The sequence below is a fragment of the Sinorhizobium sp. genome (assembly GCF_059070375.1).
Map to the genome: position 1 here is coordinate 1,533,635 of NZ_JCACWC010000002.1, position 13,317 is coordinate 1,546,951.

At 63.0% G+C, this 13,317-nt stretch carries 15 protein-coding genes; 13 read left to right on the forward strand and 2 right to left on the reverse strand.

What is annotated here, in order from left to right; translation table 11 throughout:
• Window positions 1-5: 5 nt before the first annotated feature.
• From AC5J09_RS11665 to AC5J09_RS11705, 9 genes are all read left to right on the forward strand, one after another.
• A complete protein-coding gene (locus tag AC5J09_RS11665; protein ID WP_275599637.1) occupies window positions 6-890 on the forward strand; it encodes an inositol monophosphatase family protein in 885 nt (294 codons plus the stop codon).
• Window positions 891-929: 39 nt separating this feature from the next.
• Window positions 930-1,571, forward strand: coding sequence for a dual specificity protein phosphatase family protein (locus AC5J09_RS11670; protein WP_416385277.1), 642 nt, complete (start codon window positions 930-932; stop codon window positions 1,569-1,571).
• A complete protein-coding gene (locus tag AC5J09_RS11675; protein ID WP_494297633.1) occupies window positions 1,571-1,933 on the forward strand; it encodes a MurR/RpiR family transcriptional regulator in 363 nt (120 codons plus the stop codon). Before AC5J09_RS11670 ends, AC5J09_RS11675 begins: the two co-directional genes overlap by 1 nt.
• 110 nt (window positions 1,934-2,043) lie before the next feature.
• A complete protein-coding gene (locus tag AC5J09_RS11680; RefSeq protein WP_100670804.1) occupies window positions 2,044-2,253 on the forward strand; it encodes a hypothetical protein in 210 nt (69 codons plus the stop codon).
• 221 nt (window positions 2,254-2,474) lie between these two features.
• Window positions 2,475-3,164, forward strand: a complete 690-nt coding sequence (locus AC5J09_RS11685; RefSeq protein WP_003532082.1) for a response regulator — start codon at window positions 2,475-2,477, stop codon at window positions 3,162-3,164.
• 43 nt (window positions 3,165-3,207) lie between these two features.
• Window positions 3,208-4,377: an FIST signal transduction protein gene (locus AC5J09_RS11690; RefSeq protein ID WP_018095882.1), complete on the forward strand. Its 1,170-nt coding sequence runs from the start codon at window positions 3,208-3,210 to the stop codon at window positions 4,375-4,377.
• Window positions 4,374-6,617 (forward strand): PAS domain-containing hybrid sensor histidine kinase/response regulator, encoded by a 2,244-nt coding sequence (locus tag AC5J09_RS11695; RefSeq protein WP_324764332.1) that lies wholly within the window; start codon window positions 4,374-4,376, stop codon window positions 6,615-6,617. Before AC5J09_RS11690 ends, AC5J09_RS11695 begins: the two co-directional genes overlap by 4 nt.
• Window positions 6,618-6,723: 106 nt before the next feature.
• The gene (locus AC5J09_RS11700; RefSeq protein ID WP_494297634.1) at window positions 6,724-7,398 is read left to right on the forward strand and encodes a hypothetical protein; all 675 of its coding nucleotides are present in this window, start codon (window positions 6,724-6,726) and stop codon (window positions 7,396-7,398) included.
• The gene (locus AC5J09_RS11705; protein WP_324764330.1) at window positions 7,395-7,748 is read left to right on the forward strand and encodes a hypothetical protein; all 354 of its coding nucleotides are present in this window, start codon (window positions 7,395-7,397) and stop codon (window positions 7,746-7,748) included. The genes AC5J09_RS11700 and AC5J09_RS11705 overlap by 4 nt, the downstream gene beginning before the upstream one ends.
• A gap of 49 nt (window positions 7,749-7,797) precedes the next feature.
• Here the strand turns inward: AC5J09_RS11705 and AC5J09_RS11710 are convergent, their stop codons facing one another.
• Entirely contained in the window at window positions 7,798-8,610 is an 813-nt protein-coding gene (locus AC5J09_RS11710) for a quinoprotein dehydrogenase-associated SoxYZ-like carrier (RefSeq protein ID WP_324764329.1), read from the reverse strand.
• Between the two features lie 173 nt (window positions 8,611-8,783).
• On the opposite strand from AC5J09_RS11710, the gene AC5J09_RS11715 reads away from it, so the two are divergent.
• On the forward strand, window positions 8,784-9,842 hold the full coding sequence (locus AC5J09_RS11715) for a quinoprotein relay system zinc metallohydrolase 2 (RefSeq protein ID WP_494297635.1): 1,059 nt from the start codon (window positions 8,784-8,786) through the stop codon (window positions 9,840-9,842).
• A 122-nt stretch (window positions 9,843-9,964) separates the two neighbouring features.
• Here the strand turns inward: AC5J09_RS11715 and AC5J09_RS11720 are convergent, their stop codons facing one another.
• Window positions 9,965-10,606, reverse strand: a complete 642-nt coding sequence (locus AC5J09_RS11720; protein WP_102761423.1) for a hypothetical protein — start codon at window positions 10,604-10,606, stop codon at window positions 9,965-9,967.
• 170 nt (window positions 10,607-10,776) lie between these two features.
• Here AC5J09_RS11720 and AC5J09_RS11725 point away from each other — a divergent pair, with 170 nt between their 5' ends.
• Genes AC5J09_RS11725 through AC5J09_RS11735 form a run of 3 tightly spaced genes read left to right on the forward strand, consistent with a single transcriptional unit; the run spans window position 10,777 to window position 13,167 of the window.
• Complete coding sequence (locus AC5J09_RS11725) at window positions 10,777-11,904, forward strand: S-(hydroxymethyl)glutathione dehydrogenase/class III alcohol dehydrogenase (protein WP_494297636.1); 1,128 nt, start codon at window positions 10,777-10,779, stop codon at window positions 11,902-11,904.
• An 8-nt stretch (window positions 11,905-11,912) separates the two neighbouring features.
• Window positions 11,913-12,743, forward strand: coding sequence for an S-formylglutathione hydrolase (fghA, locus tag AC5J09_RS11730; protein ID WP_324764327.1), 831 nt, complete (start codon window positions 11,913-11,915; stop codon window positions 12,741-12,743).
• Between the two features lie 13 nt (window positions 12,744-12,756).
• Window positions 12,757-13,167, forward strand: coding sequence for a c-type cytochrome (locus AC5J09_RS11735; protein WP_100672565.1), 411 nt, complete (start codon window positions 12,757-12,759; stop codon window positions 13,165-13,167).
• Window positions 13,168-13,317 lie beyond the last annotated feature (150 nt).

Here is a 13,317-nt window from a genome sequence, read left to right on the forward strand (position 1 = left end):
ATCCAATGCAGCAAAGTCCGCCTTCCGGACCGATGATCGCCGATCGCCATGCCGTTGCTCTCTCGCAGCGCCTTGCGGAGACCGCGCGGGGAGCAGCCCTTGCGGTCCGAGCGCCCCTTCTCGAGGCGTTCCGTTTCGAAATGGCGGTGGACTACAAGGCCGATCTGCACGACATCGTGACTGTCCACGACCGGCGGGCGGAGGCGATCATTCGAGCTTATATATTCGAGCATGAGCCGAACTCGGCGGTCATGGGCGAGGAGGGCGGCCAGACGGGCGACGGCGAGTTCCAGTGGTATGTCGACCCGATCGACGGGACGGCGAATTTCGCGCGCGGAATTGCCTTCTGGTGCGTATCGGTCGCCGTGGTCAAGGATGGGGCCGTGCTCGCCGGCGCCGTCTACGACCCGGTGGCGGACCTCATGTTCTCGGCCGATCTCGAAAAGGCGGAGCTGAACGGCAAGGCACTCGCTTCGCGTGCCGCCGGTGATGAAAAGCGCGCCACTCTGATCACGGGCTACCCGGTTGCGCGTGATTTCCGGCTCGACGGCCGCGAGGCGGCGCTTGCCAATTTCGGAGCATTGACGGAAACCTTCTCGACACTGCGCCGGCCCGGAAGCGCGGCGCTCAGCATCGCCCATGTGGCGGCCGGATGGGCGGACGCCGCAGCCGGCTTCGGCGTCAACGCCTGGGACGTCGCCGCCGCAACGCTCATCCTCAGGAATGCCGGCGGGCGATACGAGCCGCTAACCCTCGGCAAGGTGGCGGTCGATGCCGCGGATTTCATGTGCCCGGGCTATATCGCCACCGGAAGAGGGGCGGATTATCCGACCCTCGAGCGGGTCGCCCGATCGATCTCGGCGTCACGGATCGCAAAGGCCGGACATTAGCAGGCGCATCGACGCACTCAGACACAGCGCGACGACCTTATGTCGGCGCCGGAGAAAAGCATGCAGCACTTGGAAACAGACCCGCAATCGATCGACGCCGAACTTCCGAAGCTCAGCCTGGTCTACGAGAAGCATCCGCTCTACGGCGTCGATCTCTTCATCAGCGGCAAGGAAGGCGCGAGCGATCTCGATCTGCTGCGCCGGAACGGCGTCACCACCGTGGTCAATTGTGCGGTCAACCTCGATTTCAACTATGTGCGGCAGGCTGACTTGGTAGCGGATCACCAAGGCAGCGCCTACGGACCCGGGGAGATCCGCTATTACAAGATCGGCTTGATCGACGGTTCCGGCAACCCGGACACGCAGATGGTCGCGGCTTATTACATTCTGCGCGCTGCCCTGGAGCAGATCTTGCCGGAGAAGCCGTCCTATCCGAGGCGGGAACGTGGCAACGTGCTTGTCAATTGCCGGGGAGGACGATCGCGTTCGGTGATCGTCATGGCGCTGTTTCTGCACCTGACGCTTCCTACGGAATTCTCGACGCTTGCCGGCGCGATCGCGCACATTCGCGAGCGCCGCCAACTCGCGCGCGCAGAGTGGTACAAGGCCCCGAAACCCGTTCTCATCGAGGCAGCAGCCCGTGCGGCGGAGTGGGTGCGGCTGATCGAGGATGTCCGTTGATGGCTTTGCTGTCCGCAACGGCCGAGGAGAAAGAAACCGATCGCAAGGCAATGCGCTGCCGATCCGGGAGAATGCCTCCCTCCAACCTTCGCGAACTCAAGACCATGATCGCGAAGAAGGAGGTGGTCTTTGCCGGCGAACGCAAGCGCGTCATGCGCGCCATACTCGACCATCCCGACATCATCGCCTTCGGCACGGCGACTTCGATAGCGGATGAGTGCGGCGTGTCCACGGCCACGGTCGTGCGTCTGGCGGGTCACCTCGGTTTCAGGAAATTCCGCGATTTCAAGAATCTGTTTTGCGATCATCTGAAAGAAACGCGCGCCTTCCCGCAACGGATGCTCCGCTCGCCTCCCCGATGATGATGATCCCCGGCCGCGCATGCCCACCGCTTTCGGCCGGCGGCTGGCGCATTCCCGCGCGGGCGGTTATATTAGTCCGTGCGTAAGCTTCATCCGAAACGGGAGAAGTCATGGACCCGGTGACGCTCGTACTGACCGTATGCCTTGCAATGGCACCCGAAAAATGCCGGGAGGAAACGCTGCAGTTTCAGGACCTGAGGTCGTTGAATCAATGCATGTTCCAGTCCGCGGTGTACATCGCCGAATGGTCCGAGCAGCATCCGGCGCTTCGCGTGAAGAAGTGGCGATGCAGGGTTGCGGATGCGAGCCGCCCTGTCTGAATACCTGGGCCCCTGAACGAGGCGCTTGAATCTCGCAAGCGTATCGCCGACAGTGTAGCGTCGCATGGCAAATCTCGGAATTGCCCGGGGTGGAAAACTGTGCGACAACGAGTCGCGTCGTGCTGGGGAGAGTACGACGGCCTGGGAGAGAGATATTCTCGGTGAATTCGGAGTGGCCTTGAGTCGCTCTGTTGGCTTGGAAGTATCTCGGGAGGAGAGCCATGCCGCGGACAGCCTTGCCCGTTCATTCGCTTTCGATAAAGTCGGCCCTGGTGATCGATGATCATCCGCTCTATTGCGATGCTCTGGCCGCGACGATGGAAAGCACCTTCAATACGCGCCGCATCAGAACGGCGACGTCGCTGAGCGAAGCGTTGCAGCAGCTCAGGATGCGCTTCTCGCCCGATCTGATCATGCTGGATCTGAACCTGCCCGATGCATCCGGCTTGAGCGGTTTTCTGAAAATCAAGGAGAAGATGCCCGATATTCCGGTCATCGTGATCTCCGCCTTCACGTCGAAGGACGTGGTTCAATCGGTCATCGCCGCCGGTGCCGCGGGGTTCATCCCCAAGGACATCGACCGTCATAATTTCCAGGAAGCGATGCAGGATATCTGGAACGGCAAGACCTATGTGCCGCCGGGCTATGCGGTGCCGGCGCGCGCGACGGCGACGGACCAGTCTGTGGAGACGATCTCGCGCAAGATCGCGCATCTGTCGCAGCAGCAGACCCGCATTCTGAGCCTGATCTGCGAAGGCATGCCGAACAAGCTGATCGCCTACGAGATGCAACTGGCCGAGGCGACCGTCAAGGCGCATATCACGGCGCTTCTGCGCCGGCTGGGCGTCCACAATCGCACCCAGGCGGCGATGCTGGTACGCGAAGTATCGATCCGCCACAGCCTGCAGTGAGGTGTGCCCGGCCTGCCGGGATGGAGTTGGAAGGTGACGGTGCATGACGGCTGTCGACGATCTTGACCGCAAACCCGCCGAGGCGGTGCGGCTCGCGACATCACGCGCCGATGATGCGTTCACCGCCCTCGCCGAAATCAGACGGCAGCTCGCCACGGCGAGGCCGAGCTTCATCTTTCTGTTCGTGCCTGACCGGCTGCAGCCGGAAGACCTTGCCGCTGCGCTCAGAAAGTCGCTGCCGAATACGGTCGTCTTCGGCTGCACGACAGCCGGCCAGATCACGCCGCGCGGCTATGAAAACGATACTCTGCTGGCGGTCGCCTTCCAGCGGCATCATTTTCGGGTGGCGTCGATCCTGTTCCAACCGATTTCGCCGGTCTCGATTGCCGATGTCGTTTCGCAGACCGAGCGGCTCGCCACACAGTTCCGCGTGACGCCGGGCCGCAAGCGGCTGGCGCTGATCTTCGCCGACGGACTGTCCAAGCAGGAGGATATTCTGGTGGCGGCCCTGGAGGCAGGGCTGAAGGACATTCCCGTCTTTGGCGGTTCGGCCGGCGACGGGCTGCGGTTCCAGCGCACCCAGGTGCTTCGCAACGGTGAATTCCACAGCAATGCCGCGCTCCTCCTGCTGCTCGAAACCGATCTGGAGTTCAGCGGTCTCGGCTTCGATCATTTTCAGCCCACCGACAAACGCATGGTGGTTACCCGCGCGGTCCCCGAGGAACGGCTGGTCCTGGAAATCAACGGTTCGCCGGCGGCGGAGGAATATGCCCGGCTGGTCAAGGTGCCGGTCGGCGAATTGTCGCCGATGGTCTTCGCCGAGAATCCGGTACTGGTGCGCAACGGCAATCTCTATCACGTGCGGGCGATCCAGCAGATTCAAGGCGAGCACGGGCTCACCTTCTTGTCGGCGATCGACGATGGTCTGCTGTTGCGCCTCGGCCGCGGCAAGGAAATCATCCGAACGCTCGAGACGGGGCTGGCGGTCAGCGGCCATGACGGTGAGGCCCCGGATTTCATCCTCGGTTTCGATTGTTATCTGCGCAAGCTCGAGATCGAGCGCAAGGGTCTGGACAGCGAGGTTTCCGAGCAGTTGCGGCAGCGCCGGGTCGTCGGCTTCAACACCTATGGAGAACAGCATCTCGGCGTGCACGTGAACCAGACCTTTGTCGGCGTCGCCTTTTTCCGGCCGAAGGCGGGAGCGCCGCTATGATCGATCCGAACGAGCCCTACGAACTTCAGATCGCCAAGCAGGCAAGGATCATCGAGGCGCTGGTCAACCGGGCCGAGCGCGGCCACGAAGTCGGGGGCTCCGCCTATTCGCTGTTCGAATCCGCCATCGCCCTTCAGGCGGAGGTCTGGGAAAAGACCAAGGATCTCGAAAAGGCTCTCGATACGCTCGACCGGGCGTCGAGCGAGCTCGAGGTCGCCTACCAGGCGCAGGAGCGGATTCAGAGAAATCTCGCCGATGCCATGGTGGCGATGGAGGACGGCTTCGCACTTTTTTCCGAGGAACGACTGCAGGCCTGCAACGCCCAGTTCCGCAATTTGCTGCCCGACGTGGAGCCGCTGATCAAGCCCGGCCTCGGTTTCGACGACTATCTCGCAGCGGTCAACGCAAGCAAGTATCTGAACCGGGAGGAGAATGGCCTGGCGGGCCGGCCTCAGCCGGTGGCGAAGGGGCAGGGATCCGGCCAGCGCTTTTCGTCCTTCGTGATGGTGCTGCGGAACGATCGCTGGTTCCAGATTTCCTATCGGCAGACCAGTTCCGGCAATATCACGGTCCTGCAGACCGAAATCACCGACATCGTGCGGGAGAACCGGCGCGAGAAGAACCGCCTGATCGACCAGCAGTCCCATCTGCTGCAGGCGGCCTTCGATCACATGTCGCTCGGCGTCTGCACGTTTTCGTCAGGCGGCGAATTGCTGGTACGCAACGAGCGCTTCGGTGAGCTTCTCGGCGTGCCGCTTGCGCTTCTGAAAAAGGGAAGTCCCTTTCAGCGCATCGTCGAACATGTCGAGCGCCACGAGATTCTCGACCGGGAAGGGCGCCGGTCCAGGGTCGCCGGCTGGTTCAAGGCGGTGCGCCGCGGCGAGGCGGTGCAGGAGCGCTTCCGCCGGCGCGACGGCATGAGCCTCGACATCCGCATCCATTCCCTGCCCGATGACGGTTTCATCGTTTCGATCATGGACGTGACGGCAGAGACGCAGGCCTCGGCGCTTCTGGAGCAACGGGTGCAGGAGCGCACGGCCGAATTGACCGAGGCCAATCGCCTGCTGCAGATACACGCCGACGAGCAGACCAAGATCGAGGCGGCGCTTCGGCACGCCAAGGAGGCTGCCGAGGCGGCCCACACATCCAAGACCCGCTTTCTGGCGGCTGCCAGTCATGATCTCCTTCAGCCGATCAACGCCGCCAAACTCTATCTGTCGATGCTGACGGACAAGGTGGGGCAGCCGGGCACGGAGGAGGTGGTCAGGCGCCTGAAGCGATCCTTCACCTCGATCGAATCGCTCCTGCAGGCGCTTCTCGACATTTCGCGACTCGACAGCTCGGGAGCCGAATTCAACGTCACCTCGTTCAATCTCGGCAATCTGCTGCAGGGCGTGGCCGAGGATCTGGCGCCCCTGGCAACGGAAAGGGGGATCGACCTTCGGATCGTGCCTTCCTCACGCTGGATCAGCAGCGATCAGCGCTACCTGATGCGCTGCGTCCAGAACCTTGTCGTGAACGCCATTCAATATACGGAGCGCGGCCGTGTCCTGGTCGGTTGCCGGCTGACGGGCGATGCCGTGCGAATAGAAGTGTGGGATACCGGCGTCGGAATATCCGAGGAAGACCGGACACGGATATTCAAGGAGTTCACCCGGGCAAGCGGCGCGGCAAAGGGTCCGGGCATGGGACTTGGTCTGTCGATCGTCGAGCGGGCATGCCGGCATCTCGATCACCCCATCCGGCTGGCATCGCAGCCGGGCCGGGGCTCCGTCTTCTCGATCGAAGTGCCGCTGGCCGCGCCCGGCCATGCCAGCGTCAGCGAGGATCCGAGGATGGAGCCGATGCTCGACGGCAGCCTCGATCTGATCGTGATGATCGTCGAGAACGATGCAGACGAGCTGCACGCGATGACTCAGGTTTTGGAAAGCTGGGGAGCCAGCGTTCTGGCGGCGGACTCGACTGCAGATGCGGCGGCGCTGATGCAGGAAATCGGCACGGCCCCCGACATCTTGCTGGTCGATTATCAGCTGGACGAAGAGGACAACGGCATAGAAACCATCCATACGCTGCGCGCGCTCGCAGGAGCCGAAATACCGGCGATCATCATTTCCGCCAACCGGCAGCGGCAATTCTTGCAGCTCTGTAACGAAATGTCCTTCGCCGTGCTCACCAAGCCGGTGCAGCTGGTGCGGCTCAGGGCGCTGATCGACTGGAAGACCCGGGCCCGCGTGGCGTGAGACAAACACAGACAAAGGTATCCGATGACATTGCCGGGGCCGCTGCTAGGCTCGAAGCCGGTAAACGGAGCCTCGGAACGGGCCACAATCGGACGGTGGATCTGCGATGCGTATTTTTCTCCTGATCGCTCTATTCCTGCTGGGGCAGGGGCACGGACCCGCGGCTGCTGCGGAGACCTACGAGCTCCTCTTCCATTCGGCGGCGTTGAAAGGGCTCGCCGCGGCGAAGGACGGTTCCGGAGACGAGCAGAGTTCGCTCCTCTACGACAAGGTCGTGTCGGGGGCCGATGCAGGGCAGAGAGCCGGCAGCTTCACGATCGGCCTCAAGGTTGGCGACAATGTCGCGATGACGCTCCATCAGGGCAGCCAGTCCCGGGGGCTCGGCAACTATCCAGCCTCGGTCGGCAATCCGCTGATCATGTATTTTCTCGAAAGCGTGCTTTCCGATCTTGCGGCACAATCCGGCGGCAGTCCCTTCTACATGCGCAACCGCGTCAAGGAAGCCCTGCTGCGGGATGCGCAGATCGAGCCGGTATCGGTGCGCTATCACGACCGCGAAATCGCCGCGCGCGAGGTGACGATCCGGCCGTTCGAACACGACAAGGCGCGCGCGCAAATGGGGCGGATCTCGCAGTTGTCGCTCGCCGTCACCGTGTCGGAAGAGATTCCCGGCTGGTATTATGCGCTGGTGGCCACCGTTCCTTCGGCGGCGGGCGGGGCCGAGGCCGGCTATTCCCACGCGATCACCTTGAAAGACGCTGAGGAGGGCGGCCGGCCATGATGCGCGCCGCCCTGACAGCGCTCGCAATCGCGACGGCGGCAATCCCCGCACGCGGACAGAGCATGTCCGAGCGCCTCAACGATTACCCCACCGAGGTCCGGGCCGACTATGTGTTCGGCTGCATGGCCGCCAACGGCCAGAGCCGGGACGTCTTGAGCAAATGCGCCTGCTCGATCGATGTGATCGCATCGATCCTGCCCTATGACAAATATGTCCAGGCTGAAACGGTGCTGTCTCTCCAGCAGGGGAGCGGCGAACAGCTGGCCATGTTCAAGTCGGCGGTCGTGCCACGCACCATGGTCGCGGATCTGAGACGCGCCCAGGCGGAGGCGGAGATGCTGTGCTTCTAGAGCACTTCCAGGAAAAGTGTGTAACGGTTTTCCGTCCGGAAGTGCGTGATCAGGCAGGCGGCGTCTTCGGCAGGACGCGGTCGAAGACATTGCCGTCCGTATCGACCGCATGGACCGTGAAGTCCGGGGCACCATTATCGGTATAGCTGAAGCGGAACACCGGATTTTCACTGATCGATATCCCGCCGTCGAGCGAGAACAGAAGCTCGTCACCCTGCTTCACGACCAATTCCGTGATGAATTTCGCACCGACGAAGAGCTGGGTGATCTGGTCGCGCTGGAGACCGGAATAGTTCGGATGGCGGATCATGATCTGCGCCTCGCGGCGGGCTTTCTGTCCGTCCCCCTTGCCGTCGAAGAGCTTCAGCCGCATCTCTCCCATATCCTTCAGCGCCGCGACCGGGTCCTTTGTGGCGGGCGCCGAGCAGCCGCCGGATGCCTTGACGAAGCGGCGATTCATGAAAATGCCCCGCGGCGTTTCGGCGATCGCCCGGACGTTGGAATATTGGTTGACGCGCACGCGGGTTTCGAATTTCAGCGGTGCCATCGCGGGGCCGAAGCGGATTTCGGCGGCCACCGGCGCCGGGTTCTCGTCGATCACCAGCTTGAGGGATTCGATCGGATCCGCCGCGGCGTCCGTCTGCTCGATCGTGATCGGCACCGTCGCGGCGTCGTTGGCGCGGTAGGGCGCGGTGACGGAGAACAGGGCGGCGCCGTCGAGAATGGGCGCTTCGCCGACGACGTCGCCCTTCAAATCTTGCCATGTCGCGCCGTCTGCTAGCGGGTTGTTCGGCTTCTCTGGCTCGGCAAGTGCGAGGCTTGCCGATAGCATGGCGGGAACAAGCGCGAGAATGAGCTTCATGGTTCAAAGCCCCCTTTTTGGACAGGCTGCGAGTATCTTATAGCATAGAACGAGATGCCCGGGAGCAGAAGCGAGCCTTTCGGATATGTTGTCTGACGCGACCGGCGGCCGCAATCTTGTTGATTGCCGGGTTTGGGTAACGCTCACTTTTTCGAAAATGCCGGGGGCTCAAGGTGTTCGAAGCATTCGTGACGATGTGCATCCTTGCTGCAGCAGCACCTGACGCGCCGCCGAGCGAGATCTGCCGGGTGGCACTGCTGCCCGGCTTTGCGGCGGAGACGAAAGCGGGGTGCGAGCATGCGCTGCATTCCGTCACGCGCAAGCCGGGCGACTGGACCGAGAAGCCGCCATTTTGTGCCCCGAGGCCCAGCTCGGTCCTCTCCTTCAGCGAGGCGGCCCCAGGGGTCTTCCTGCATCGCGGCCGGGTGGCGGAGCCGGATGCGGAAAACGGCGGCGACATGTCCAACTTCGGCTTCGTCGTGGGGTCGCGCAGCGTCGCCGTGATCGATTCCGGCGGCGCGCGCAAGCTCGGAGAAGAGATCTATCTGGCGATCCGCGAACGAAGTCGCCTGCCGATCAGTCACCTGATCCTGACGCACATGCATCCGGACCACGTCTTCGGCGCCGAGCCGCTCCGCGAAGCAGGAGCGGCAGTGATCGGCCAGGCCAATTTGCCGCGTGCGCTCGCCGACCGCGCCGAAAACTATCGCGCAAGCTACGCCCGGCGGATCGGCGAGGCGGCTTTCCTGGGCAGCCGCATAGTCGCACCGGATCGGGCGATAGCGCAGCAGGAGGCGATCGACCTCGGCGGCAGGGTGCTGGAGCTGCGCGCCTGGCCGACGGCGCACACCTCTACCGACCTCACCGTCTTCGACCGGACGTCCGGTATCCTTTTCGCCGGCGATCTGCTGTTCGACAGGCACACGCCGGCCCTCGACGGATCGCTGCGCGGCTGGCTCGCCGCTCTTTCCGAAATGAAGGGGCTGGGCGCGCGGAAGGTCGTACCGGGCCATGGAGGGCCGCTGCTCGACTGGCCTGAGGCCGCCGCGCCGCTCGAACGCTACCTCCGTGTTCTGGAGTCTGATACCAGGAAAGCGCTCGACGACGGCCTGGCGCTCGGGGAAGCAAGCGAGGTCATCGGTCGAAGGGAAGCGGACCGATGGCGCCTGTTCGACCTCTTGAACCCGCAAAACGCCACGTCCGCCTATACGGAGATGGAGTGGGATCCTTAGAGCACTCTCAGGAAAAGTGCGTAGGGCCTTCCGTGCGGAAGTGACCAGATTCAAAGCATGGGGTGAGAAAAGCGGAATCGCTTCTCGTGAGGCACGATGGGCGGATCCGATGCGTTCAGGCGTCAGTCCGGCATATGCTTCAGCAGCATCTGTGCAATGGCATAGGCGCGTTTTTCCAAAAGCACCGGTGTTTCGCACACATAGGTGAGCGCCTGCGAGCGATCGCGATAGATGCGCTCATCCCAGTCGATCTGTTCCTCCAGCTTGTCGATACGGTCGAAGTCGGGGCTTTTCTCCCGCGAAAGCTTCGCCATCTCGACGCGCGCCTCCTCGATGCGGGACGAGAGCGCGATCTGGCTGCGGGAATAGCGGGCTATCCCCGTGATCAGCCGCTGGCGGGTCGCGGCGATATTGTCGAACACGCCGTAGAAGATGTTGCCGAGCAGTTGACCGTCGACCTGCTTGTTCCGCTCCACAAAGGCCCTGACATGCGCGTCGGCCTCTTCCAGGCTGACCCGGCGAAGCGATAATGCTTCCACGAGATCGTTTGCTTCGGGCGAAAGAGGCGTGCGGGTCACCGGCGCGGGCCACATCAGGCTCGCCGACAGGTTCTCGACCTTGCGCTGGATACAGGGCCAGTCGGGATCGGAAAAATCCATTGCTGCTGCGATGCCGGGGGCTTGCGTCAGGCAAAGCGCCAGACCGATCGCCAGCTTGAGCGGCAAACCGCGCATCCGGCGAAGCGCGTGACAGGCGACTCTCATTCTTGATGTCTCCGTGTTCTCACGGGCGCCAGTATAGGGTGACCGGGGACGAAGCCAAAGGTCGCGTTTTACACACTAAGGTCGCAATTGTCTTTGTGCTTTGGCCCGTCTGTAATCTGTGTACAAGCCCTCATAAGGGGCCCTTACATAACGTAGTACCGGAGGAATCCATGCGCACTCGCGCTGCTCTGGCCGTTCAGGCCGGAAAACCCCTTGTCGTGACCGAAGTCGAGCTCGAAGGCCCCCGGGCCGGCGAGGTGTTGGTCGAGGTGAAGGCGACCGGCATCTGCCATACCGACGATTTCACGCTGTCGGGGGCCGATCCGGAGGGGCTGTTCCCGGCGATCCTCGGTCATGAGGGCGCCGGCATCGTCGTCGATGTCGGCCCCGGCGTCACCTCGGTGAAGAAGGGCGACCACGTCATCCCGCTCTATACGCCGGAATGCCGCTCCTGCCCCTCCTGCCTCAGCCGCAAGACCAATCTCTGCACCGCCATCCGCGCCACCCAGGGGCAAGGGCTGATGCCGGACGGTAGCTCGCGGTTCTCGATCAACGGCGACAAGGTCCACCATTATATGGGCTGCTCGACCTTTTCGAACTTCACCGTGCTGCCGGAGATCGCGCTCGCCAAGGTCAATCCGGACGCTCCCTTCGACAAGATCTGCTATATCGGCTGCGGCGTCACCACCGGCATCGGCGCGGTGATCAACACCGCCAAGGTCGAGATCGGCGCCACCGCCATCGTCTTCGGTCTCGGCGGCATCGGGCTCAACGTCATCCAGGGGCTTCGCCTTGCCGGCGCCGACATGATCATCGGCGTCGACCTCAACAACGACAAGAAGTCCTGGGGCGAAAAGTTCGGCATGACCCACTTCGTCAATCCGAAGGAGGTCGGCGACGACATCGTGCCCTATCTCGTCAACCTGACGAAGCGCGGTGCCGACCAGATCGGCGGCGCCGACTACACCTTCGACTGCACCGGCAACACCAAGGTCATGCGCCAGGCGCTCGAAGCCTCGCATCGCGGCTGGGGCAAGTCGGTGATCATCGGCGTCGCCGGCGCCGGCCAGGAGATTGCCACCAGGCCGTTCCAGCTCGTCACCGGCCGCACCTGGATGGGCACCGCCTTCGGCGGCGCGCGCGGGCGCACCGACGTGCCGAAGATCGTCGACTGGTACATGGAGGGCAAGATCGAGATCGATCCGATGATCACCCACACCATGCCGCTCGAGGACATCAACAAGGGGTTCGAGCTCATGCATTCCGGCGAGAGCATTCGGAGCGTGGTCCTCTATTGAGCGCGAAGATGGAACTCGTAACGCAAAGCCAATGTTTCGGCGGGACCCAGTCCGTGTACCGCCACGCCTCCGAGGTTTGCGGTGTCGAGATGACATTCGGCCTCTACATGCCGCCGCAGGCGCGGACGCGTTCGGTGCCGCTGTTGTGGTATCTCTCGGGCCTGACATGCACGCATGAGAATGCCATGATCAAGGCGGGTCTGCAGCGGCACGCGGCCGAGCAGGGGCTGGCGCTGGTTTTCCCCGACACCTCGCCGCGCGGCGAGGGCGTGGCCGACGACGAGGCCTACGATCTCGGTCAGGGTGCGGGCTTCTATGTCAATGCGACGCAGAAGCCCTGGTCGCCGCACTATCGCATGTATGATTACATCGTCACCGAATTGCCCGCTCTTCTGCAGGATCAGTTGCCGCTGAACGGCGTCAACGGGATCACCGGGCATTCGATGGGCGGCCACGGCGCGCTGACGATCGCCTTCCGCAACCCGAAACTTTTCCGCTCCGTTTCGGCCTTCGCGCCGATCGTCAATCCGACCCGGTCGGACTGGGGCCGCAAGCAGTTCTCCGCGTATCTCGGCGACGACGAGGCCGACTGGGGCAGCTATGACGCCTGCCTGCTTCTCGGCGAGCTCGGCTGGCATGGCGATATCCTGATCGATCAGGGCGCGGCGGACCAGTTTCTGGACGAGCTGCAGCCCGAGGCGATGGCCCGCTTGCTGGCGGAGCGGCGACAGGCCGGCGTCGTCCGGCTGCAGGCGGGTTACGATCACAGCTATTATTTCGTGGCGAGCTTCGGCGAGGACCACGTGCGCTGGCATGCAGAGCGGCTGAACGCCGCGTAAGGGAGAGGAAAGAATGGCTTTTAGACTTGGTACCCGACTGACCGCGTTCGTCCTGTTCGGTGGAATTCTTGGCGCTGCTGCGCCGGCTCTTGCTCTGGATCCTTCGGTCGGAGATCCCGGTGCAGGCGAGAAAGTCTTCCGCAAGTGTCAGGCCTGTCATGCCGTCGGTCCGGATGCCAAGTCGAAGACCGGACCCTTGCTGAACGGGATAATCGGCCGGTCGGCCGGCAAAGCCGAAGGCTACGCCTACTCGCCGGCAATGAGCAAGGCGGCCGAGGCAGGGCTTACCTGGACGCCGGAGAAGATCGCTGAGTTTCTGACCAGTCCGAAGGGCTTCCTACCCGGCACCAAGATGACCTTTGCGGGTCTGCGCAAGGATCAGGAGCGCGCCGATATAATCGCATATCTGGCAACCTTTCCCTGACCGAAGAGGAGGAAGCGAAAACAAGGACAGTAGCAAGTTACCCCTGAAGCAGACGGAGCTTTCTCCAGCAGCAGGGGCAGAGTCGCAAGCCGATACCGGGAGATGAGGAGACCGCGAGGTTTTCCCGGAGCGAGCGGGTTCAACGGCCCT